The 25282-nt window shown below is 38.0% G+C and carries 22 protein-coding genes; 4 read left to right on the top strand and 18 right to left on the bottom strand.

What is annotated here, in order from left to right; all coding sequences use genetic code 11:
* Positions 1-13: 13 nt before the first annotated feature.
* The 9 genes from rsgA to E7276_RS08015 all read right to left on the bottom strand — a co-directional run bounded on the left by rsgA (position 14) and on the right by E7276_RS08015 (position 11707).
* Complete coding sequence (gene rsgA / locus E7276_RS08055; protein WP_294216059.1) at positions 14-901, bottom strand: ribosome small subunit-dependent GTPase A; 888 nt, start codon at positions 899-901, stop codon at positions 14-16.
* Positions 901-2778, bottom strand: a complete 1878-nt coding sequence (gene pknB, locus E7276_RS08050) for a Stk1 family PASTA domain-containing Ser/Thr kinase (protein ID WP_294216057.1) — start codon at positions 2776-2778, stop codon at positions 901-903. The genes rsgA and pknB overlap by 1 nt, the downstream gene beginning before the upstream one ends.
* A gap of 23 nt (positions 2779-2801) precedes the next feature.
* Positions 2802-3521, bottom strand: coding sequence for a Stp1/IreP family PP2C-type Ser/Thr phosphatase (locus E7276_RS08045; protein WP_294216055.1), 720 nt, complete (start codon positions 3519-3521; stop codon positions 2802-2804).
* Positions 3521-4585: a 23S rRNA (adenine(2503)-C(2))-methyltransferase RlmN gene (rlmN, locus tag E7276_RS08040; RefSeq protein WP_294216052.1), complete on the bottom strand. Its 1065-nt coding sequence runs from the start codon at positions 4583-4585 to the stop codon at positions 3521-3523. Before rlmN ends, E7276_RS08045 begins: the two co-directional genes overlap by 1 nt.
* Positions 4564-5835, bottom strand: a complete 1272-nt coding sequence (gene rsmB / locus E7276_RS08035; protein ID WP_294216050.1) for a 16S rRNA (cytosine(967)-C(5))-methyltransferase RsmB — start codon at positions 5833-5835, stop codon at positions 4564-4566. Before rsmB ends, rlmN begins: the two co-directional genes overlap by 22 nt.
* Positions 5836-5852: 17 nt before the next feature.
* Positions 5853-6788, bottom strand: a complete 936-nt coding sequence (gene fmt, locus E7276_RS08030; protein ID WP_294216047.1) for a methionyl-tRNA formyltransferase — start codon at positions 6786-6788, stop codon at positions 5853-5855.
* A 725-nt stretch (positions 6789-7513) separates the two neighbouring features.
* Positions 7514-8785, bottom strand: coding sequence for a serine/threonine transporter SstT (gene sstT / locus E7276_RS08025; protein ID WP_294216044.1), 1272 nt, complete (start codon positions 8783-8785; stop codon positions 7514-7516).
* A 123-nt stretch (positions 8786-8908) separates the two neighbouring features.
* Entirely contained in the window at positions 8909-10129 is a 1221-nt protein-coding gene (locus E7276_RS08020) for an aminotransferase class V-fold PLP-dependent enzyme (RefSeq protein ID WP_294216041.1), read from the bottom strand.
* A 21-nt stretch (positions 10130-10150) separates the two neighbouring features.
* Entirely contained in the window at positions 10151-11707 is a 1557-nt protein-coding gene (locus E7276_RS08015) for a PucR family transcriptional regulator (RefSeq protein ID WP_294216039.1), read from the bottom strand.
* Between the two features lie 240 nt (positions 11708-11947).
* On the opposite strand from E7276_RS08015, the gene E7276_RS08010 reads away from it, so the two are divergent.
* From E7276_RS08010 to E7276_RS08000, 3 genes are read left to right on the top strand one after another with little or no spacing between them, the layout of a single operon-like run.
* Complete coding sequence (locus tag E7276_RS08010; protein WP_294216037.1) at positions 11948-13483, top strand: fucose isomerase; 1536 nt, start codon at positions 11948-11950, stop codon at positions 13481-13483.
* 23 nt (positions 13484-13506) lie between these two features.
* Complete coding sequence (locus E7276_RS08005) at positions 13507-13914, top strand: SufE family protein (RefSeq protein ID WP_294216036.1); 408 nt, start codon at positions 13507-13509, stop codon at positions 13912-13914.
* A gap of 3 nt (positions 13915-13917) precedes the next feature.
* Positions 13918-14337, top strand: coding sequence for a hypothetical protein (locus E7276_RS08000; RefSeq protein WP_294216033.1), 420 nt, complete (start codon positions 13918-13920; stop codon positions 14335-14337).
* An 8-nt stretch (positions 14338-14345) separates the two neighbouring features.
* Here E7276_RS08000 and E7276_RS07995 read toward each other — a convergent pair whose 3' ends face one another.
* From E7276_RS07995 to E7276_RS07960, 8 genes are all read right to left on the bottom strand, one after another.
* Positions 14346-15113, bottom strand: coding sequence for a tRNA threonylcarbamoyladenosine dehydratase (locus tag E7276_RS07995; RefSeq protein ID WP_294216030.1), 768 nt, complete (start codon positions 15111-15113; stop codon positions 14346-14348).
* Between the two features lie 19 nt (positions 15114-15132).
* Positions 15133-16302, bottom strand: coding sequence for an ATP-binding protein (locus tag E7276_RS07990; protein ID WP_294216028.1), 1170 nt, complete (start codon positions 16300-16302; stop codon positions 15133-15135).
* 107 nt (positions 16303-16409) lie between these two features.
* On the bottom strand, positions 16410-16901 hold the full coding sequence (locus E7276_RS07985) for a Gx transporter family protein (protein ID WP_294216026.1): 492 nt from the start codon (positions 16899-16901) through the stop codon (positions 16410-16412).
* A 14-nt stretch (positions 16902-16915) separates the two neighbouring features.
* On the bottom strand, positions 16916-17293 hold the full coding sequence (locus E7276_RS07980) for a NusG domain II-containing protein (RefSeq protein ID WP_294216024.1): 378 nt from the start codon (positions 17291-17293) through the stop codon (positions 16916-16918).
* A 3-nt stretch (positions 17294-17296) separates the two neighbouring features.
* On the bottom strand, positions 17297-18379 hold the full coding sequence (locus E7276_RS07975; protein ID WP_294216022.1) for an FAD:protein FMN transferase: 1083 nt from the start codon (positions 18377-18379) through the stop codon (positions 17297-17299).
* Between the two features lie 74 nt (positions 18380-18453).
* On the bottom strand, positions 18454-19536 hold the full coding sequence (locus E7276_RS07970) for a hypothetical protein (protein ID WP_294216019.1): 1083 nt from the start codon (positions 19534-19536) through the stop codon (positions 18454-18456).
* Between the two features lie 61 nt (positions 19537-19597).
* Positions 19598-20557, bottom strand: a complete 960-nt coding sequence (locus E7276_RS07965) for a polyprenyl synthetase family protein (protein ID WP_294216016.1) — start codon at positions 20555-20557, stop codon at positions 19598-19600.
* The gene (locus E7276_RS07960) at positions 20550-22619 is read right to left on the bottom strand and encodes an FAD-dependent oxidoreductase (RefSeq protein WP_294216013.1); all 2070 of its coding nucleotides are present in this window, start codon (positions 22617-22619) and stop codon (positions 20550-20552) included. The genes E7276_RS07965 and E7276_RS07960 overlap by 8 nt, the downstream gene beginning before the upstream one ends.
* Positions 22620-22853: 234 nt before the next feature.
* On the opposite strand from E7276_RS07960, the gene E7276_RS07955 reads away from it, so the two are divergent.
* On the top strand, positions 22854-23753 hold the full coding sequence (locus E7276_RS07955; RefSeq protein WP_294216011.1) for a UbiA family prenyltransferase: 900 nt from the start codon (positions 22854-22856) through the stop codon (positions 23751-23753).
* Positions 23754-23791: 38 nt separating this feature from the next.
* Here E7276_RS07955 and E7276_RS07950 read toward each other — a convergent pair whose 3' ends face one another.
* On the bottom strand, positions 23792-25276 hold the full coding sequence (locus E7276_RS07950; RefSeq protein ID WP_294216008.1) for a DUF1846 domain-containing protein: 1485 nt from the start codon (positions 25274-25276) through the stop codon (positions 23792-23794).
* Positions 25277-25282 lie beyond the last annotated feature (6 nt).

Below are 25282 nucleotides of genomic sequence, written 5' to 3'. Positions count from 1 at the left end.
ATTTACATTCAAATTATCGATATTTTGAATTCTGTTGGTCAACCATCTCAGAATAAATCTGTAGGTAATTTTCATATCTGCTTTTAACTATTTCTCCAGCCTCTACCGCAGCCTTAACTCCACAGTCAGGCTCCTTGTAATGAACACAGCCACCAAAACGACAATGGGTTTCCGGTTCAATAAATTCTGGAAACAGCGAATATAATTCCACCGGTTCACACTTAGGCACGAACAAAGATGAAAAACCAGGTGTATCCATAATATATGTATCATCACCAAGGTATAAAAGCTCAGAATGTCTAGTAGTATGCTTTCCTCTACCAATCTTAGTAGAAACCTCTCCAGTTTCCATTGTCTGACCTTCAGTCAATAAATTGACTATTGAGCTTTTTCCTACTCCTGAAGGGCCAGCAACAGTAGATGTTTTGCCTTTTAGGACCTGTCTAATTGCATCAATTCCATGCTCCTGTTTTGCCGAGGTAAATATCACCTGGTAGCCAGCTTTCTCATATGTATCACGCATGGTAGCTTCAAATCCCTCATCTGCTATATCCGCTTTATTAAAACATATGATAATAGGAACCTGTTGCTCCTCCATCATGCATAAAAATCTATCCAACAAATTAAGATTTGGTTCAGGATTTTTAGTTGCAAAAATGAGCAATGCTTGATCAACATTCGCAACAGCCGGTCGAATTAATTCCGACTTGCGTGGAAGAATGTTTGTAACATTGCCCGTCATTTCCTCCTGAGAGATGACGTCTATTTCAACGTCATCTCCAACTAGAGGCTTTATTTTATCTTTTCTAAAGGCACCCTTTGCCTTGCACTCGTATATACCTGAATCCTCTACTTGAACGTAGTAGAATCCAGCTATACCTTTAATTATCTTTCCTTGCATTAATTCAATGTTCCCTGTACTGTCTGAGTTGATGTCTCTGTTTGGTTATCAAGATTAATTGTTGTACCATCCTCAGTAGTAAAGGTAGGTGTGTATGTTAATGTAATTGTTAACTCAGAACGTGTAACATCAGAAATATTAATTGAGCCATTCTTAGGAATTGTACCTGACTTGTTAAGCTCAGCTATAGAATATGTACACTCACCATCATATGGATTTGCAATGCTGTAGCTATAAGTTGTTTCCTTTTTGCCCTTACTAATAACAAGGTTAATCTTTGAATTAGCTTCTACTTCTTCTCCAGCCTCAACTGACTGGCTGATAACACAACCTGACTCAACATCATCTGAGTATTCCTGTGTAACAGTACCAACAACAATAGATTTCTCATCCAAAAGCTTAGTAGCTTCAGCCTGTGTGAGACCAACTACGTTAGGAACAGTAACCGCATCCTCTTCAGTCTCTGTAGTTGTTGACTGTGAAGAGGTACTAGAGCTGTCACTGTCTGATGAATCTTCTGACTCTGAATCCTCTGAACCAGAAACTGTAAGTCTAAGAGAATCAGAAAGAGAAAACTCCTCTCCGGCCTCAACTGACTGGTAAATAACAGTACCATCTGCCTCGTCACTAGACTCATACATAACTACAATATTTTTCTCTTCGTCTAAGCCAAGCTCTGTAAGATCTTCGATAGCCTCCTCATACTGGCTACCAACTACATCTATCATTTCAACTTTCTTTGAACCGAATTTAAACAGTCCAAACATATTACCAAGAATAGCAACGAGAATGATTACAATAGCTATACCTGCTACGATGCCTGAGATTGTAAGGATTTTATCCATTTTTGAATCATCCTCTTCGTCATCATAATCATCATCGTCATATTCATCATAGTACTCGTCGTCATAGTCTTCTTCGTCGTACTCATCATCAACAAATGTAAGTGCTTCAGCAGCGCGCTTTGTAATAGTCTCCTCAGGCTCCTGTGCAACCTTTGGCATAACTCTTGTTTTGCCTAAATCCGAAGAATCTACTATTGTAACGAAATCCTCATCTGGTCTAACGAGAGCGCGCTTTAAATCCATAAGCATATCTGAGATAGTACCATAACGTCTATCTGGGCTCTTCATTGTAGCCTTGAGAATAATTTTCTCAAGAGAAATAGGAAGGTCTGGAGCATATGCTGAAGGTGCTACCATCTCCTCCTGTAAATGCTGAATGGCAATAGCAACTGTATTATCACCGTCAAAAGGAACACGGCCAGTTACCATTTCATACATTACAATACCAAGAGAATAAATATCGCTCTTGCCATCTACGAATCCATTTCTAGCCTGCTCTGGTGAAGAGTAGTGAACAGATCCCATAACATCAGCATGGATAGTATTAGAGCTAGCTGCTCTAGCAATACCAAAATCAGTAACCTTAACCTTTCCTTCTGTAGAAATAATAATATTCTGAGGCTTGATATCGCGGTGAATAATGCCCTTTTGATGAGCAGCTTCGATACCACGGCCAACCTGAATAGCTATAGAGATAGCCTCTTTGAAATTAAGCTGTCCCTTTTTCTCAATATATGTTTTAAGAGTGATGCCCTCAACGTACTCCATAACAATAAAGTACATTCCATTTTCAGAGCCTACGTCATAGATATTAACAATGTTTGGATGCTCCAAACCTGCAGCTGACTGAGCCTCTGTTCTGAATTTAGCAACAAAAGTAGCATCCTCAGAAAATTCCTGTTTTAATATTTTAATTGCAACCTCACGTCCAAGGATGTGATCCTTTGCACGATAAACGTCAGACATTCCGCCTGAACCTACTCTATCAATTACTTCATATCTATCTGCTATAAATACGCCTTGTGTAATCATATAATCTCCTGTTCTTATGTAGATTATTCAATAATAATAACTGAAATATTATCTCTGCCGCCATTTTGGTTAGCTAACTCTATTAGCTTGGAAGCGCGATTTTCAATTGTTTCTGATGATTTTAATACTTTGAAAATATCCTCATCAGACACCATATTTGTAAGACCATCTGAGCATAGTAAAATATGTTCCCTACCCTTTAGACCAACATCAAAATAGTCAGCAGTGATAGTGGCTTCTGCTCCTATTGCTCTAGTAATCATATTTTTGCGTTTATCTGTACGAGCATCATCCTCATCTAGCTCACCAGTTCTAACCAACTCTGCAACCACGGAATGGTCCTTTGTAATTTGCATAATCTTGGAAGCTGTGGCAACGTACAATCTGCTGTCTCCAACATTTGCCACAAAAAGATGGCCATCAATGACAGTAGCCAACACAAGTGTGGTACCCATTCCGGCCTTTGTTGAATCAGATGATGATTCCCCATAAATGATTTTATTTGCTTCTTGAATTGCCTTCTCTAAAATTCGAACTGTTTCTTTTTCTTTAGATGTTTTAATACTATTTACGATTGTCTCCACGCATTTGGCTGAAGCATAGTCTCCTGCTAGCTCGCCGCCCATGCCATCGGCAACCATATATAAATTGGGCAAGTTCCCAATGCTGGCATCAGAAACAAAAATAGAGTCTTGATTAACTTTTCTCTTTATTCCTACGTCAGTTTTTGCATAGCCTATCATTAATTAGTCCCCTTCGAAACGTCCATTTTTCTCTTTCTTAATTGTCCACAGGCCCCGTCAATATCGCGACCCATTTCCCTTCTAATAGTAGCATTATTCACATATTTTTCAATCTTTTTTTGGAATGCGTAAGCCCTGTCCATAGTAGGACTAACAAAGTCTCGCTCCTTAATTGGATTGACTGGAATAAGGTTAACATGACAATTTAAGTGACCTATAAGTTCACCTAATTCCTTTGCATCCTCGTCCCTATCATTTACTCCGCCAACAAGTGAATACTCAAATGTGATTCTTCTTCCTGTTTTATTGAAGTAATATTCACATGCTTCTATCAGCTCATGAATATCATATTTATTGGCTATAGGCATAAGCTCAGCTCGCTTCTGCTGGTTAGGAGCGTGGAGTGAAATTGCAAGCGTGATTGTCAAATCCTCGTCTGCCAATTGCTTAATACGTGGAACTATGCCACAGGTACTAACAGTAATATTTCGCTGAGAAATATTAAGTCCATTTTCATCTGACAACATCCTTACAAATTTAACAATATTGTCGTAGTTATCCATAGGCTCACCTGTGCCCATCACTACAAGATTAGAAACTCTCTCTCCTGTGTCCCTTTGGATAGCATAAATCTGGCCAAGCATTTCTGCCGGAGTAAGGTTTCTAACCCATCCATCCAAAGTAGATGCACAGAATCTACATCCCATTTTGCAACCAACCTGGGATGAAATACAAACCGAATTGCCATGTTTATAGCTCATCCAAACACTCTCAACCATTTGTCCATCAAACAGCTCAAATAAGTATTTGCGTGTGCCATCTATTTTGGAAATCTGCAAATCAATTTGCTTCAAAGAACGGTAATTGCAGCTAGCCTCTAGCTTTTCTTTGAGAGATTTAGGGATATTTTTCATTTCGTCATAATCCAAAGCCAAGTGCTGATGCATCCACTCATACAACTGCTTTGCTCTAAATTTTGGCTCCCCTAAATCCTTGGTTACAAAATCTGTAAGCTCTATTAAATTAAGAGATCTAATATCGATTAATTCTTTTTCATTACACATATATAAAATCCATCATGGTCAACATCAGGGAAAAGCTGCATTTGCTCTTCTATTGTAAAATCCTTATGTGACGCTAAAAAGTTTGTTACCTGATTTTCATTTTCATTTTTGTTGATGGTACATGTACTATAGCAAAGTTTTCCACCAACCTTTACATATTGACAAACATTATCAAGAATTTGCTTCTGCAAATCCACAAGCTCTGCCAATGATTCCTCTGTCTGATTATATTTTATATCTGGTTTTTTCCTGATAATTCCAAGTCCAGAGCATGGTAAATCAGCAACCACAATATCGTATTTCAAAGCTGCCGATTCGTCAAATTCTGTAGCATCCCACTGCTGAGACTGAATATTTGTGGCTCCAGTTCTCTTAATATTTTCATTGATAAGTGCAACCTTGGCAGCTGTTAAATCTCTAGCAACAACCTGCCCTTTACTTGCAAGCTCTGCAAAATGCAAAGCCTTTCCTCCAGGAGCTGCGCAAACATCTATTATTGAATCTGTATCCTTCACCTGGGCCATATGAGCCACAAGCTGTGAAGAATAATCCTGAACATAAAACAAGCCCTGACCAAACTCTGGAATTGCAGCCAATGAATCATAGCCTGACAAATACATAGCAGAAGGCAAATTATCGCATATACGAACTGTAATGCCCTGCTTCTCTAATTTAGCTTTCAATTCATCTCTAGTGATTTGAGCCAAATTAACCCTAACACATAAATCCTGATGCTCAAAAAAGCCAGCAGCAATATTTTCTGTCTGCTCCTTGCCATATTCCTCAGTCCATTTATCAACAATCCACTGTGGCAATGAATACTTTACCGAAATATCATTTATAGCAATCTCGCCCTTTGAACGAGCCACATGTCTTAAAACACCATTTACGAATCCTGACAATCCTGCAAAGCCACGTTTCTTTGCCAGCTTAACATATTCATTACAGGTAGCAGATTCTGGCACGCCATCCATGTAATATATTTCAAACACACCCATTCGCATCATTGTGCGAATGAGAGGCTTCATTTTCTTTACTTTTGTTTTTGAATAATTGTCGATAATATAATCCAATTCTAATTTGCGCTCGACAACTCCATTTACAAGACGAGTAATAAATGCACGTTCATTTTTCTCAAGATAAACATATTTATCCAACACCGCTTTTAAATAGATATGAGAAAACTGACCGTGTTCTAAAATCTCAACTAATGTATCTCCAGCAATTTCTCTGATATTAATACTTGCCATTTAATACCTCATCAATTTTAATTCTTGCTTGTGGCAAAGGCTGTGCCCTTTTTTAAGCTATAGCCTCTAAGGAAATCCCCTGTGGCCATACGCTTTTTGCCCTCGAGCTGAAGCTCATTAATTTCAAGAGCCTTATCCCCACAAGCTACCGTAAATACGTTTTTATCAACATCAATGACAGTGCCCGGCTGGCCAGCCTTATCAACTACAGTTGCCTTCCAAATTTTAAGCTGTTTTCCATCCACAAATGTAAAAGCAGATGGCCATGGATCAAGTCCACGAATGAGTCTCTCAATCTCCACCGCTGGCTTATTCCAATCGATATTTCCCATATCCTTGCTAATCATACCTACATGTGTAGCCTGAGACTCATCCTGAGGAATTGGTGTAATCTCACCTCTATCCAAAGCCTCTATTGTTCTGACAGCAAGCTGTCCGCCATCCAATGCCAACTTATCAAAAAGACTACCACCAGTCTCGTCTGCAGCTAGCTCTATCTCAGATTTAAGAAGCATATCGCCATCATCAAGTCCAGGTCCCATCAGCATTGTAGTATTGCCAGAAACCTTTTCACCATTGATAACCGCCCACTGAATAGGAGCCGCACCACGATACTTAGGAAGAAGCGAACCATGCACATTTACACATCCCAATCTTGGCATATCAAGAATAACCTTTGGCAAAATCTGTCCAAAAGCAGCCACAACAAAAACATCTGCCTCATACTGCTTTAAATATTCAACTGATTCCTCTGCCCTAATTTTTACAGGCTGATAAACTGGAAGCTCATGCTCCACTGCCCACTCCTTAACAGGAGTCATCTGTAGCTTGCCACTACGTCCCTTTGGTTTGTCAGGCTGGCTAACCACCAACACAATCTCATGTCCTGCATCATATATTGCCTTTAAAGTCTCCACCGCAAAATCCGGTGTACCCATAAAAACTACTTTCATCCATCGTTCCTTTCAAAACTGTACAAAAAATAAACGTCGCAAAACGACAAAATAAGTGTACCATTTTCACGACCTTTTGTACAATTTCCGTCCCGCCCCAGTGCTTGCACCCCTTCAATGCACCACCGGCCCCGATTAGGCACGCCTGCCCGCCCCCCCCTGGTGGAAAACTTCGCAAGAATATTCTGTTTTCCATATATGCAAAGACTCGCATCTTTTATTAGCATGTGTCTTTCTCATGTCTGGACAATTTTGAAAAAGGTATTTTATGGGTGGACACAAAATAAAAAATTAGTACAACTCAGGCTCAGGGGGAATTGGGCGATTTTTAAGTGAACCTAGAAAAATAAAAGCAGGATTATCAATATATTGGCATGCGCCGCTAGGACGGCGGCGCAAGTGCGACACGCGACACGATGTCGTATAAAGCACGGTGCCAATATATGATAATCCAGCTTTGTGATTTTTCTTGGTGAACGTAATATGAGCCCAATTTCCCCTTGAGACCTGAGTTGTACCAATTTAAACAAACTAATATGTCCGCCAAACAAAAATACATTTTTCAAAATAGTTCATCCATAGAAAGACACATGCGGGATGCTCCCTTTTGCATATTGGAAAACTAAGAATATTCGCGAAATTGTTTTTCCACCAGGGGGGCGGGCAGGTGTCCCTAGGCGGGGCCAGTGGTAAATAACCTCCCTGCAAGCACTGGGGTGGGACACTTATTTGTTTGAGTCGTGAGAAAGGCCCACTTTTGTCGTTCCACCAAGGAAGGTTGGAAGGGATTTGCCCTGACGCTTCCACTGAGAATATTCGGCAGTTGCTGCAAACATTACGTCTCCTGAGGAGTTAAGGGCTGTTTCGACAGAATCCTGAACTACTCCGATTATGAAGCCTACTGCTACGACCTGCATTGCTACATCTGCGTTAACTCCAAAGAGGGAGCATGCCATTGGTATTAAAAGGAGGGAGCCTCCGGCAACACCTGATGCACCGCATGCTGCTAATGTAGCAATAAATGCAAGAATCAGCGCTGTTGCAAAGGAAACATGGATGCCTACTGTATTGGCTGCTGCAAGTGACATAACTGCAATTGTAATGGCAGCGCCATCCATATTGATTGTAGCACCAAGAGGAATTGATACAGCATACATTTCTCTATCCATTCCAAGGTCCTCGCAAAGCTCCATGTTTACAGGAATGTTAGCAGCTGAGCTTCGTGTAAAGAACGCTGTAACGCCTGATTCCTTGAGACATCTGAATACAAGTGGGTATGGGTTTGTTCTAAGAACAATTGCTGCAAGTAATGGATCAATAATTAAAGCAACTGTCAACATGCAGCCTACAAGGAGTGCTAAAAGCTTTCCATAGTCTGTGAAAATAGCAAGTCCATTTGTAGATACGTTTTCATATACGAGTCCCATAATTCCAAATGGAGCAAGATTGATAATCCATCTAACGGCTGTAGAAACCATATTTGCAAAATCTTCCATGACCTTTTTAGTAGTATCACTGGCTACACGCTTAGCAGCAATACCTAACACAACAGCCCAGAAAAGGATACCTATATATCTGCCCTCCACAATTGCACCTACTGGATTTGCAACCATGGCAACTAAAAGATTTGAAAGCACCTCTCCAACTCCTGTAGGAACAACATCTGCTTCTGCAGCCTGGCTAAGCATGATTGTCTGTGGAAAAAGGAAGCTACCTACTACAGCTACAACTGATGCAAGAAATGTACTCACCATATAGAGGAAAATAACAGTTACAAATCTTCTATCCAGTTTGTCATTGCCCTGAGCTAATGCCGATGTTACAAGTACAAATACAAGCACTGGTGCAACAGCCTTTAGTGCTCCTACAAAAACTGTACCAAGTAATGATACAAATGATAGATTGTTAAATGCTAATCCAAGTATCGCACCAATAACTAATCCGATTAGGATTCTTACAATAAGACTTACACTATTGTACGCTTTTACAAGTTTCATATAAAAATCTCCCTAAAATATTTTTTGCTAGCTCCATATCCAAATTCATTGGATTAAGCCCTTTTATTTAATGAAGATTTTATCACTTTACACTGCTAAAGTAAAATGCTATTTAACTAATTCTTATATACTATATTTTCTAAGCATATTTATTACCTTATCCAAGGTCTGGCAAAAATAGTCTATCTCTTCCCTTGTGTTGTAAAAATTAGGTGTCACTCTAACTGTTGCTGTCACGTCAAATGTACGAAGTATAGGCTGTGCACAGTGACTACCAGAGCGAACTGCTATGCCTGCCTTGTCTAGCATGCTAGCAATATCATATGGATGAGCACCATCAACTACAAATGAAATTGCTCCTGCCCTTTTGGCAGGATGTCCCAGTATTTTTACATGCTCGATACTGCTTATTTTTTCGTATGCGTAGTTCAATAAATAATCTTCGTATTTACGAATTAGCTCTACATCATGTTCCATCAAATACTTGATTGCTTCTCCAAGACCAATTATGCCACCAATATTAGGTGTACCTGCCTCGAAGCGATATGGAAGATTGCCCCAAGTCGTGTTTTCCTCTAAAACCTCATCAACCATACCTCCTCCATATCTAACAGGCTCAAGCTTTTCCAGGCAGTCAGTTTTTCCATATAATACTCCAACACCTGTTGGACCAATCATTTTATGAGCTGAAAAGCAATAATAATCACAGCCTAGCTCCTCAACGTCAACTGGAAGATGCAGTATCCCCTGAGCCCCATCAATCAGCACCTCTGCACCATATTTATGAGCCAATTCTATTACTCGTTTAATAGGATTAACTGTGCCTGTAACATTTGATACATGGGCACATGCAACCAGTCTAATAGAATTGTTTTTTAGAATGTTTTCTAATTCATCAATATCCAACTCTCCATCCACAACAGGACTCACGAAAAACTGTCGTCCGCTGTGCTTGCATGCCTGTTGCCATGGAACAAAATTAGAATGATGCTCCATTTCTGTTGTAACTATACCACCTCCATCATTTTCTAACCCGATGGATGCAGCTACTATATTGATACTGTCTGTGGTGTTCTGAGTGAAAATAATGCTCTCAACATTTTTAGCATTAATATAATTTTTAACCAGCTCTCTAGTATCCTCCACTGCCTTTGTGGATTCCTCGCTTAAATAATGTATCCCCCTGTGTATATTTCCATGTTCCTTCTGGTAATGTTCGTAAATACGATTTATTACCTGACTAGGCATCTGAGATGTTGCCCCATTGTCTAAATATATTAAAGGCTTTCCATAAACCTTTGTCTCAAGTATCGGAAAATCCTTTCGCCAAATATTCTCCTGCAAAATAAAAACCTCACTTCTACTTTATATTAAAAATCCTGTGTTGTGTACAATTATTGCCAGTCTAAGCTTGAGAGATACCTTTGGGTCTTCAATGGAAACTCCCAGCATTTTTTCTATTTTTGAAATGTGATAAAGCACAGAATTTCTATGCATATTAAGTACTACTCCAGTATCTGTAGCCTTACATCCATTATTGAAGTAAACATCAAGTAAATTAATCAAATCAATGCCCTTGACTAAGCTTGCATTTTCCAATTGCTTCATGGATTTATACATAAAGGCATTCTTGAAAATATCTTTTCCAATGCCACCCTTGAACAAGAATATTTCTATAAAATAATCCTCAAACTTATAAACTGGTGCCTCGTCCCCAGCTGCCTTCTTTGCATCAATTTTAGTTGCACATTCTAAAACCGCTGCTGTCTGATCATAGGCTATTGGCACTTCCCAAATATATTCGAATTCATTGCTTACTCCGACGTAATATTTCAGTGGGAAGAAAACACCATTTAATCGTTTGCATATTTCGTCTGCATTATTCTTTTCAAAGTCACAAAAATAAATTATTACCACTCTATTTTTGTGAGCAAATGCTGCACAAGAATAGAAATTCTTATTAATGATATTTATAAATCGATTTATAAGTATGTTAGTCTCATCCTCAAATTTTACAGTTACACAAATAAATCCATCCTTGTTTGGATAGTTAATGAAGGCTGCTCGGGATGCAGCTTCTTCCTTTGTAATTTTGTAGCCCTCAAGCAAATCTGAAATCAAATTGTATAAATCGCCATATTCTTCCGTAGAATAAAAAGCCTTAATGCAATATCTATCAACATTGTCTAAGAATATGCTAAATAAATCTAAATAGCCCTTGGCAATTTCATGTTTGTCTAAAAGCAATACCACAAAAAGCTCTCGACATTTATTTATATGAAGAACCTTTATTACAACATTGAAATCAGTAAAAGGAGATTCATTTACAATTATTAAATCTTCAGATGTCTCAAACTCTTCTATTATTCTGTTAAAGTAGAACTTTTCAATTACTTCCTTTGAATGTGCACCTCGCTCAATTAACTCATTTGTAAGCGGATCAATCGTAGAAATATTTTTTGTGTAGGATAATAATTTAAAATTCTCATCCAAAATATCTATGTGCTCACCAATGATATCTTCAGATAAATCCACTAAATCCTGTAAGCCCTTGTTTTGAAATATTGCCATTTGCATAGCATTATTCCAATTATCCACCATTAAAATCGTATTAATAACATTATTAAATACTCCATTAAGCTCCGCTGTCTCATCTAATATGACAAGGTTAGGATAATCGATAATGTTTTCTTTTAAATCTAATCTATTAACATCATCCACGCACAAAAAACAGGCCTCAGTGCTAGTAGCATCTGATGCTAAATAACTAGATAAATTTCCTACATAAAGGATGTCTGGATTAAATGAATTGGTATCAGAAGATATCAGATTTGCAGAGTTTACCTCTTTATCAGATTCACTGATACAAGTTACATACCGCTTTTGTAACTTGTACAAAATAATACTTAATTTAACTTTCATTATTCCCCCTAAGCAAGTAAAAAATCTCCCACATAGAATTATAGTCTTTTTGTAGGATATTACAAATAAATTTTACAATCCTACATATCTTTTGTCTATTTTACTATAAGATGATTTGGCATTTGCAACGTTGAGATAACTGTTTGCACAAAATAAAATAAAGCTAATGGTTCTTGTTTTTCTAAGAAAAGCAAGGGTTCATTAGACCAATATTTTTTTACACACAGGGAGGTTTTTATTATGATTCGCAGAGGATTAGACGTTAAATTAAACGTTAAGCCAATTTTCTTAGGTCTTTCTCATCAGTATTACTATGAAGGACCTTGTCGTTTTGCAGGTGGAGATGGACTCCAGCCTGAATTTGAAAAGATTTTCACTCAGAACCTAGAGAAAGAATTTTTCGCTAATGTTGATAAAGCAATGCCTTTAGAGGCTGTAAATATGCTCGAGCCTGTTACTTTTGCATGCTATGACAATTGGGTGATTCCTGAGGAATTATTTGAGAAAATGACAACTGATCCAAATGGAGAAATTGATGTTTTCATGATTTCAGGTGGTATTGCACGTTCTAATTTAGTTATTGAGCTTGCTGAGCGCACAAAGAAGCCAATCATTCAGGATCCAACAACTTACTCTGATGTAACAGCTGTAACTGCTGCCATCAAGGCTCGTGGTATTGAGACATTCTCACCACTTACATGGAAGGAAGTTACTACAACACTTCGTGTTCTTAGAGTCCGCAAAGCATTAAAGGAGGCAAAGGTTCTTCTTGGTGTACGTTTCGATTCAAATGCTTCTAAGTCAGCAAACGATACATTTGTTTCACTTCAAACTGCTACTCAGAAATTTGGTACTCAGTTTAGATTTTTAAACCTTCATGAGCTTATTGATTACATGAAGCCAATTCCTGCAGAAGGAAATTATACAACTCCTGGTAGACTTAACACTCCAAACATTACAGAAGAAGAAATCAAGGAAGCTGAAAAATTAGCTGATGAGCTTTTAGGCGAAGCTGCTGATTCTACAATTAGCAAAGAAATGCTTGTTAAGTCGTGCATGGCTTATATCGAAGTTAAGAAGCTTCTTGATATCCACGACTGCTGTGGTTTCACTGTACCATGTCCAGATACATGCTCTACAAGAAGATTAAATGAGGAGAAATTCACATTCTGCTTAACTCATTCACTTTTAAACGAGCAGGGTATTCCATCAGCTTGTGAGTATGATGTTGACGGTGTATTAACGATGCTTATCCTTTCAACAATTTCAAATCACGCTCCATTCATGGGAAATACAAACCCAATCGTTATTGAAGATGGCAAGATTCGTCCACTTCTTATGTTCAACGAAAAGGTAATTGATTATTTGGATGACAAGTCTAACCTTTATCATTCAGAGCATTCTACTCCAAACAGAAAGTTAAAGGGTATCGATAACAACAAGGAAAGCTTTGGTCTTCGTTACTTCGCTTATGATCAGAAGTTTGGTGCATGCATGCGCTATGAGTTCGATAAGGATAAGGGCCAGAGAATTACAACATGCCGTATTTCTCCAGACTGCAAGAAGCTATTTGTAGGTAGTGGTGAAATCGTTGCTGGTGGTGATTACGATTTAAATAACTGCAACGGATATGTTGTTTACCGTGTTGCTGATCAGCGCAAATACTATGAAGCACAGTTAGAATTCGGTAATCATCTCCCACTTGTATATGGTGACTACACAGAAGAATTAAAGATGTTAGGCAAGTTCTTAGGCTTAGAAGTTGTCTGCGTATAAAATAAAAAGGATGTAATAGGGTAATGACACTAGCAGAGGTTGAAAAAACATATATTGATGATTTAAATATGTTGGAAGATTGGTTTTTACAATATGAATATTTATTAGAAATATCCTCGGATCTGCCAAAATTCTCAGACCAAGAAAAAACCGATGCTAATAAAGTCAAAGGCTGTCAGTCTGGTGTATGGTTGAATCTCAGCAATGATGATGACATCGTACACGTTCAGGCTGATAGCGATGCCCTTATTATCAGAGGCATCCTTGCAATTATCGTTGGCATTTTTGATGGCCAAAGCAAAGCAGAGATTGATTCCTTTGAGCCTTCATTTATTGAAAAAACAAATATCAAAAATCAAATCTCAACAGACAGATTTAATGGAATTAATTCTGTTATTAGTACTATAAAAAATTATGCAAAGGCTATTTAGGACATGGATTCAGAGAAGAGACGCGCAATTGTAACTAGACTTTTAAAAGCAGCTAAGGAAGGGGCTGATGAGGAAGCCCAAACAATCTTAAATGGAAACAATAGTGACTATGCCTTTGTTTATCAGCACATAAGAAATTATATTTTAAAAAAATACGTATTATCCCCAGAAGAGCCTGAGGAAAATCTAAAGGCACTTGCCGTAATTAGTTTATCTAAAATGATGAAAATCGATTCCTCTGTACTCAGAGAAATCGACCTAGCAACACCTTGTGATAAAGCCACCTCTGAATCAACAAAAACTGCACTCCTTTTGTATTCAATACAAAGAGACTTAAATCTACCTTCGAATCCAAGAGAATATGCAGCTGTTGAAACCATTCCAGAACTGGCTAGATATATAGTTAAATATATTAATCATTAAGGACTTTATTATTGGCGTCCAAATCCATTTGATAAATCCTTGATTACCTCACTGGCAAGCACAAGTCCTGCCACTGCAGGCGTAAAGGCTATTGAGCCCGGAATATCTCTTCGCTCAGTGCACTTATGCTCAGCACCTGGTGGGCATATACAATTTGTTCTACAACTGATTGCCATATCCTCAATTGGGCGTGTAGGCTTTTCGTCGGAAAAGACAACCTTAAGATTTTTTACTCCTCTTTTTTTCATTTCTCGACGCATAACCTTTGCCAAAGGGCACATTGTTGTCTTATAAATATCTGCTACTCTAAAACGACTAGGATCTAGTTTGTTTCCTGCACCCATACAACTGATTACAGGAACATCCTCAGCCTTACATCTCATGATAATCTCTATTTTAGCAGTAACTGTATCCACAGCATCCACAACATAATCATAAGACTTAAAATCAAATTGGTCCGCATTTTCAGGCAGGAAAAAGCATTTATGAACTGTAATATCAGCCTTAGGATTAATATCAAGCATACGCTCCTTCATGACCTCAACCTTGTCCTTGCCAACTGTTGAACGGGTGGCAATTATCTGTCTGTTAAGGTTAGTCAGACATACCTTGTCATCATCAATCAAATCGAAATGACCAATGCCTGTACGCACAAGGGCCTCACACACATATCCGCCGACGCCACCGATTCCGAAAATGGCAACTCTTTTATTCTCTAGCTGCTCCATGGCATCCTTACCAAGAAGCAACTCTGTTCTCGAAAACTGATTTAACATATATACCTCTATTTATTATCTATTGTTCATCATAAGTATCTAGGAAATGATGCTTAACACCATCCTGCTTATAGGCAATAACTGTTGCCAGATTAACATTTTCTACACTGCGGAAAATATTGGACTCAACATATGGATTTGTTTTCTTAAGCTCAGCAATAAGATTTCTAGTTTCCAAACGCTTAGATGCGCTAGTGCCATCTGTTGAGCAGCTGTCACAGGTCTCTGTAAAATGACATGCGCACTGTAAAAAGTGAAAACCATTGTAACGTTGCCATGCAATAATATCATCCTGACGGACCAAATAAAGTGGTCTAATCAATTCCATTCCTTCGAAATTAGTAGAATGTAGCTTTGGCATCATTGTCTGTACCTGAGCACCGTAAAGCATTCCCATAAGGATTGTTTCAATAACATCATCATAATGATGACCTAAAGCAATTTTATTACAGCCAAGTTCTTTTGCCTTTGAATAAAGATGCCCTCTACGCATTCTCGCACATAAATAGCATGGGTTCTTATCTACGGTATCAACCGCATCGAAAATATCGCTCTCATACACAACAATAGGAATGCCCATCAGCTTTGCATTACTCTCTATCAGCTGTCTATTCACAGCGCTATACCCGGGATCCATAACAAGAAATGTTAGTTCAAAATTGACCTTCTGATGACGCTTGATTTCCTGAAAAAGCTTGGCCATAAGCATAGAATCCTTGCCACCAGAAATGCACACACATATATGGTCTCCTTCTTTTATTAGCTCGTATTCCTTGCAAGCCCTAGCAAATGGGGAAAACAAAGTTTTGTGAAACTTTTTCCTAATGCTCTTTTCAATCTCAGCTGTTTGTTCCGCAAGTTCATCACGGCTCTCTGACTTTTGTTGCTCCATTAAAGCTGACAAATAGCTGTTGTAACCGCCCTTTAGACTGACTGCGTCAAATCCCTCAGAGCTCAAAAGCTCAGCATCATCAAGAGAAACCTGACCTCTAGTACAATACAAGATAATCTTTTTATTCTTATCTAATTTTTTAATAACACTCTCAATATCCTCCTCAAAATATTGATGAGTGATACTGATTGCACCTGGAATCATTCCATATTTCAAACTGCCCTCATTTCGCACATCTACTAATGTATAGCTTTCATCTGCTAATTGGGCTAATTCCTTATACTCGATTTCTCTCATTTTAATATCCTTCTATAAAACACAAGTAAAGCAGATGCCCAGCATCTGCTTTTTCCTATCTAATTACTAGGTAAATATTTTATTTTGTTTTGAGTAGTTTGTCAATTCTAGAAGGTTACCTTTATTCTTTCGGTAATCATTCCAGAAACAATACCAATTACTATACCTGAAATTGTTCCGATAACAACTAAGAATGGAAAATAATACACAAGGCTTGCTGCATCAAGTGCAATAATTGCTACGATAATCTGACCCACATTATGGAATACTCCACCCAAAACACTGACACCAGTAATAGAAAAAAGTTTTGTTTTTTTACCTATTATCATTGCTACAAATGAAAGCATTGCTCCAGCCATTGAGTAAATCATCATAGCCATATTTCCAAATGTAAAACCTACTAAAACTACCCTCACAATTGAAAGGATAAATGCATTTTTTGGACCTATGGTATATAAAGCCACCATGACCACCAAATTAGCAAGGCCGATTTTTGCTCCTGGAATGCCTATGCTGATAGGAAGTAACATTTCTACATAAGAAAGTACAAAGGCAAGAGCAACCAAAAGTCCTAAAAAAGCTATTTTATTTGTTTTCATAAAATCTCCTGTTTCTAATGTGTTGCCCCGTCAATGTCATCCTCTTCGCCACCAACTATTTCTACCACAACCTTATTTGGCAGGCAAACTATAGTTTCTCCTGAGTAATGAATGTGGAAATGATTAACACATATCTGATCTCGGCAGTCAGCCTCTATCATATCTGCATATCCATCTGAAATCTGTAGAGTATTGAATGAACCGTCTGGCAGCTCTATTTTTTCAGTGTGTTCCTGATTCAGTGGATATCTTCCATATTCTTCACCATCTATGGAAATAACTACCATAGCATTATCATCAGTATTTTTCCTTTGCTGTATACCCATAAACAAAACACCTGCAAAGGTAATAACTAATATTGTAATTATTAAAATAATGTCATTCTTTTTCATACTTTATTTAACGATACTTTCCTCAAAATGGTCTGAGTATACCTTGGTGCCATCATGATAAACCCACATAGCCTCAATATTATCATGACTATTTACAAACTCAAGCCCCTCATCAATTGTCATATTATAAAGGGCTGTTGAAAGTGCGTCTGCCATACCTGAATCATCTGCTAGTACAGAAACAGCAGCAAATGTCTCTGCCGGATACAAGGTTTCTGGATTAATAATATGGCAATAGACCTTTCCATCTACCACGTAATATCTCTGATAATCACCTGATGAAACCACACACTGGCCATCTGTTATATCCAATTTTTCGATATATTCCTGGTCACTATCCATATCTGGATTTTGGATTGCTATTCTAAATTGAGTTCCATCAATTCTTGTTCCTAACCCAGAAATATTACCGCCTAAGCTAAGGAGAATATTGTCCATTCCCTGCTGTCTGCAATAGTCCATAACCTTTTGAACTGCATATCCCTTAGCTGTACTTCCCACATCAAGTGACATTTCTGGGTCTGCTAAATAAACTGTGTTGTTTTCTTCATCAATTATCAAATCTTCAATATTAGTATGATTATTTGCTTCTTTAAGCTCCTCTATATCAGGAAGAGTTGCTCGTTCAGGATTATTACTTCCATACTCTCTATGCTCATGCCAAATAGAAAGTACTGAGCCCATAGCTACGTTGACCTTCCCATCGGTTAAGTCATACATATCCTTACTAAATTTAAGCAAATCAATTATTTCAGGATCCACTTCTACTGGTGCAATACCTGCATTATCATTGACAGTCTTAATATTGTTAATACCATCATAATCGTTGTAAATATCAAATAAATTATTATAAAAAACTAAGCGTTCTCTTATGATTTCCGCTTGGTTTGAGAATTCTTCTTCAGTAGCCCCGTATCCAACAATCTCTGTACGGGTATCAAATATGTCCAAAAATGTAGCTGTATATTTTGTTTTTTCTGCAGTATCAACGGACTTGTTATTAGAAAGTAATCCATTTTGAACTGCCAATATAAATACTATTAATAATACTATCAGCATTACAGATGCTGCTTTTATTCGATTCATAAGGAAACCCTTCTAAAAAGATTGAGGAGTGTGCAAAAGGCACACTCCCCTATTGCTATCTCATTGTAAAATAATTATTTTGCGCTTTCAACAGCCTTTGCAATTACAGAGTTAAAATCTGTAATGTGAATTGAAACTGAAGCTGCAAGATCTGCATCTGCTGCACGACCTTCTTCTACAGCAGTACCCTGAACTTCATCAAGAGTCTTACCTACTGTGTACTCAGCATAAGAAGCTGCCTGTTCATTCCATTCCTTACCAATAGCTGATGCTGCCTTCATACCGTAAGCATCACCAAGCTCGTTCTTGCTAGCTACTTCTGCGTTCTTATCAGCTGTAATAACACCTGTTGCATCAAAAGTAATCTTTGCCTGAACTGCATCAAGAATTGAGCTTGTGATTACACCATCGCCATTTACTGTAAGAACAGAAATTGTTGTGTAAGCCTCTGCTGTACCATCAGCATCTGCTGTTGCATCTACAGAATTTGAGATTTTTGTAGAAACACCAAGACCAAGCTTGTCTCCAGCTACTGCACCACCGCTTACTGCGTTATCCATAGCTTCAACAACTGCTGCCTGGAAACCTGTCACGTGGATTGAAACTGAAGCAGCAAGATCTGCATCACCTGCAAGACCATCTGTGATAGCCATACCACTGATTTCATCTCTTGTCTTACCTACAGCCCATGCTGCAAAAGCATCAGCCTGCTCATACCATTCCTTACCGATTACAGAAGCCTTCTTCATACCGTAGTCATCGCCAAGCTCTCTCTTTGAAGGATACTCAGCATTGATATCAGAAGTAATCTTTCCATCTGAGCTTACGCCAATCTTTGTCTGTGCTATATCGATAACACACTCAACAATAGCGCCATTTGAATCAACTGTTACAGCAGCGATTGTAGCATCACACTGAGCTGTACCGTCAGCATCTGCTGTAGCGTCCTGTGAATCTGCGATTGATACAGATGTACCAATACCTGTTAAAAGTTCTCCCTCTGCAGCAACATTTGCTGTTGCTCCATCAGTTGTTGCCTCTACTGAAGAATTAGTTTCAGTTGTAGCAGTTGTGTCAGCTTGCTTGGAACCACAGCCAACAAGTGCAGTTGCAGAAAGTGCTGCAACACACATAATTGCGACTAAATTCTTTTTCATTTTTTATTCCTTTCTCTCCAAATTTAGTACTATATTTCTAGTGAAAAAAACACTATAAATATCATTTTGATAGGCCTATATATGCCCTATCTAATAGTTTGCTTATAATAAGCTTCTTTGCGTTGCACATTTGCAGCTCATCAATAATTGCTTTTGCTCTTACGAAATAGCTTTCTGCAACACTGTGGGTATAAGCTACCCCCTCATGCTTTTCTACAGCATCAAACACTTCTTCTTTTGAAAGTCTTCCCTGCTCAGCCTTTTTTATAAGAGTAGGGTCATTCTCAAATGCATGTATAAGAGGTAGAGTAATAACACCATTTTCAAAATCAGATTGGACGGGCTTTAATGCACTGTCCTTTGTATTTTCATAATCAATACAGTCATCTGTTAGCTGGAAAATAATACCTATATATCTACCAAGTCTTCTATAAAGCTTTTGAGTCTTTTTATCAGCATTTAAAACCAATGCCCCAGCGTGGAAGGATGCCTCAAACAAGGCTGCCGTTTTACCGTCAATAATAGACAAATATCTAAATGTTTTAAGTCGATAATTTCTATTATTAATGTTTTGTCTAAGCTCACCTAAAGCAATATCCTGAACATATTTAGAAAAATCGAAGTCCTTGTAATTATCCTTTTGAGCCACATCAATGATTTCTCTAATTGCTGATGCAAGTAGGAAGTCGCCACAAATCACGGCATTTCTCTTGCCAGATTTTTTCTGGAGTGTCTCTTGTCCTCTTCGTGTATCAGCATCATCCATAATGTCGTCATGTACTAATGTGGCCAAATGTAGAACCTCAACTGCTGCAGCAAATTTCACTGCATCACTGTCAACAAGACCATCCTCATCCATGGCACAGGCTAAAACTGCCTTTGCACGCATCATTTTTCCAGTCACATCTGTAAGATATGAAACATATGAATTTATAAGACTTGGCCCAGATGTAATAATCTTTGAAGCTTCTTTTTGAACCTCACTAAAGGCTGTCTCAAAATCCATTTTTTGATTAATCATTATACAAATACCACTTTCTCGCCCACTTGACCTTTTGCCACTTTTTCTTTAGGAAAGGCATCAAGTAGTAATCGATTCCAAGTGTATATCCGCCACCAAAAACTAAAGCTAATCCGGCAAAAATCATCCAGAACGTATTCAAATATAAACCTGTAGTTGTTACAAACATTACCTGAAGTACTAATGAAACAAGTGCTGAAAGGAATGTAAAGCATCCTCCCATAAGTCCAAGACCGATGAGAATCTGGAGTACTACTATTAAAATCTGCATGAACATTGTCATACCATCTGAAGCGAGTACTACGTTTTCTACAAACCAATCTACAAATGGAACTTGAATCTTAAATGCAATATCAGAAATTGTTGAATGAACAAGATCTGTGCCTGAAACAAGAATTGTCTCAAAAAGTTTGAAGTTCCAATCAAAAATAACTGTACCTGCAGAAGCTACTGCGTCAGCCGCTGCACCTGCTGCTGAAGAAACTGCTGTAGATGCTGAAGCTACTGCATCTGCCGCACCTGCCGCTGCAGCTGTTGAGGCTGATGCTGTCGCATCAACTGTAGCTACAACTTCTGTAGAAGCCGAAGCTACTGCATCTGCTGTCTCTGTCATTCTACCAAGGAGTGAATCAAACCAAGCATTAGCACCACCAAAGAATCCTGAAAGCATTGGCTTAGTAAGCCAACCTTCTAAGATTTTCATTACACCCTCATATACCCAAACGGCACCTAACCAAAGACGTAATGGAACTAGCATAAAGCTAGGAGTTTTATTAGAAAAATGTCCGCCTAAGAAGCTTCGATTATTTCTGATAGTAAAGAACTCATGCTTAAGGTATGAAATGATTTTTGTCCATCCCATTACCTGAATGAAATAGATAATATTAATAAAGTGTTTTGCAAACATAGCGAAGAATGAAGCAAAATTAATCTGATGCTTTGCCATTCCACCTCTAGCTACACCGTATCTACCACCAACGCAAACCATAACGCCATGGAATTTTGGGTTGTAAGCTTCTAGCTTGCCTGACTTTGTAATTTCACTAACAATATTTTTTGCTACTGTAGCCGCTGAATGCTCTGCATTTTCAACCATCTGAGGGACTGGTCTTTCCTCACCTGGTGCAGTGTAAAGCATGTTGTCACCAATAACATAAACATTCTTGTAATCAACCGAACGAAGATTTTCATCAACCTGAATTCGACCTCTACCACCGCTAGTAACTTCCTTTGCAATTTCAGAAGTAATCTCTGAGCTTTCGATACCGGCTGTCCAGATTACTGTTCCAGCAACATGCTCTGTTATCTCATCATTCTTCTTAAGCTTGATGAAGTTTTTACCAACACCTACTACACTGGCGTTCATCACTACATCAACACCCATTTTTCTAAGACGTCTATCTACTTTGTTTGAAAGCTTTTCTGGCAAGATTGGCACTGGACGAGAAAGTCCATCAACATCAACGATAGTTACATCTTCTCTATTGATATTGAATCTCTTGCAAAGAATTGGAGTGTACTCAGCCAACTCTCCAACCATCTCAACACCTGTAAAGCCTGCACCTACAACGTAGAAGCTAAGAAGTTCCTTTTTCTTTGCTGGGTCAGTCTCATCAGCTGCCATTCTGAAACAGTCGTGAATTCTATCTCTAAGCTTTACAGCATCATCATATGACCAAAGGGAATAGCTGTTTTCCTCAGCTCCCTCTACACCAAAGTAGGTTGGCTTTGAACCTGCTGCAACAACAAGGTAGTCATAGTCATATTGATTATTCTTTCCCTGAACTTTATTATTCTCGAAATCAACTTTTGTGACTGTATCAAGAACTACATCTACTTTGCGGCCAGCAAAAATCTGGTCCAAATTCATCTTTACGCTTTCCTCGCCTACACGGCAAGCTGCAACCTCATGTAACTCAGTTAGCATTGTATGATAAGGATGCTTATCAATAAGTGTTATCTGAGTAGAATCTGCCATTTTTTTCTTACGAAGCTTTTTTTCAAGTTTCTTTGTAGCAAGTACACCTGCGTAACCTGCTCCAATTACGACAATCTTTGTCATGGTTAATTCCTTTCTTCCTTTTTTATACATTATGCAAATCGTGCGCAATATTATTGTGCGTCATCGTTTTTAGGAATGCATTATAACATGAATAGTTGCACTTAACAATATTTTATGTTATTAATTTAACAACAATTTAATTAGATGCAACTATTTTAATTATTTGTTGCCTAACCATGAGACATATATATTGATTTGTGGTCAAAATTATCTATTTGGAAGGAATTTAGTTATATGATAAAGAGATTTTTAAAATTCGTAGAAATTCAAACAAAGATTACTAGTTTATTTGCTTTTATAAACACACTTGCATTCATTTTATACACCAAACAACCTATTAATGCTCCATTGATGGTAGTGTTCTTTTTTTCTATGTTTATATTTGATCTTACTACTACAGGTATAAACAACTACATTGATAGCAAGGACTATCCAGAGATGCTGCCTATAAAAAGAAAAAATGCATTTATTGCAATAATCACTATGCTTTCTATCAGCACAATCTTAGGTTTATATTTAGCATACAAAACAGGTATAGTTGTTCTGTTACTTGGTGCATTCTGCTTTATGCTTGGAATTTTTTACACCTTTGGACCTATTCCTATCTCTAGAATTCCACTAGGTGAAGTCTTTTCAGGAATCGCATATGGTATGTTTATTCCATTTTTAATGCTTTACATTAATAATCCAACCTACTATCTTTCACTTGATTTATCACTAAAGACAATCAGCTTATCTTTAGAAGTAATGCCACTTATTAGCTTTTTCCTATTTTCACTTGTTATGACCTTTACTACATCAAATATTATGCTTGCAAACAATACCTGTGATGTAAAAAAAGATGAGGCTGTAAATAGATTAACTATAGTTCATTACATAGGTCAAAAAACAGCCACTGGCTTCTTTGGAATTTTATATTATTGCTGCTACGCTTCTGTAATACTAATGGTGGTGTTTAAAATACTTAGCCCTATCAGCCTAGTGTTCTTGCTTTCTATTATTCCAGTAGAAAAAAATATTCGCGCATTCAAAAAAGAGCAGATAAAAGAAAAAACCTTCATCTGCTCAATTAAAAACTATGTAATTATTAATTCTGCTTATTTTGTATCAATATTGCTAGGGATTTGGTGCTAGGCAATATACGTTTCGAAGGAGAACGAAATCCTCTCCAATTACTCGTGGTACAATTTGTTACCTTCGTAGCGTGGCTCACATGTCAAGTGAGTGCCAAGCTGCTTGAATACTCCAACGTCTACTGAAGCAAGGATTACTGAGGAGTGAACCTCTGCACCTACTAATTCAGGAAGACAATCGTATGCTTTCTTAGCATCTTCACTGCTGATAGCTTCCATTGAAAGAGCAATTAAAAGCTCGTTCAAATGAAGATGTGGGTTGTTATCTCCCAAGTAATTTGTCTTTAGGGTCATGATAGGTGTAAGAACCTCTGGTGAAATCAATTTAACCTCATCAGGAATCTTAGCAAGATACTTCAATGCGTTGAGAATCATTGCTGAAGAAGCACCAAGCATCTCTGAAGTCTTTCCTGTGATGATTTTGCCATCAGGTAGCTCCATTGCTGCACATGGAACACCAATCTGATCCGCCTTAATATTAGCTGCTGCAACAACAGGTCTATCAGATACCGAAATACCAGCCTTTTCCATGAGAAGCTCAAGCTTCTGGATTGCAGAATCAGCTCCGTCACCCTTACGCTTTGCAACTGTAGCCTCATAGTATCTTCTAATGATTTCCTGATTAGAAGCACTTCTACATGCATCATCATCGATGATTGCATTTCCTGCCATATTAACACCCATGTCAGTAGGTGACTTGTATGGAGACTCCCCTGAAATCTTCTCAAACATAGCCTTGAGAACTGGGAATACCTCAACGTCACGGTTATAGTTAACCACTGTCTTTCCATAAGCCTCTAAATGGAATGGGTCAATCATATTAACATCATTTAAGTCAGCTGTAGCTGCCTCATATGCAAGGTTTACTGGATGATTAAGTGGCAAATTCCAAATTGGGAATGTCTCGAACTTAGCATATCCAGCCTTTACACCACGCTTTGACTCATGGTAAAGCTGTGAAAGGCATGTAGCCATCTTTCCTGAACCTGGCCCTGGAGCGGTAACAACTACAAGTGGACGTGTTGTCTCAATGTAATCATTCTTTCCAAATCCTTCATCTGAAACGATGAAAGGAATATTTGATGGATAACCTGGAATAATATAGTGTCTATAAACCTTTAATCCAAGAGCTTTAAGCTTTTTCTCGTATGCAACTGCAGATGGCTGCTCAGCAAACTGTGTAAGAACAACTGAGCCTACATATAATCCGTAGCTAGTAAATGCATCAATAAGTCTAAGAAGGTCCATATCATAAGTGATACCAATATCTCCACGAACCTTATTTTTCTCAATGTCCCCAGCCTTGATAGCAATAACAATTTCTGTTTTGTCAGCTAACTCCTTGAGCATTGTTATTTTTGCATCAGGCTTAAATCCTGGTAAAACTCTAGAAGCATGATAATCATCAAAAAGCTTTCCGCCGAACTCAAGGTAAAGCTTTCCACCAAATTGATCGATGCGGTCTCTAATGTTTTTTGACTGCATTTCTGTGTATTTTTCGTTACTAAATCCTATTTTTCCCATATGCTC

The organism is Pseudobutyrivibrio sp., from assembly GCF_015057185.1.
Classification (GTDB): domain Bacteria; phylum Bacillota; class Clostridia; order Lachnospirales; family Lachnospiraceae; genus Pseudobutyrivibrio.
The sequence above is the reverse complement of the archived record's forward strand: the minus strand, read 5'-3'. Positions and strand labels throughout refer to the sequence as shown.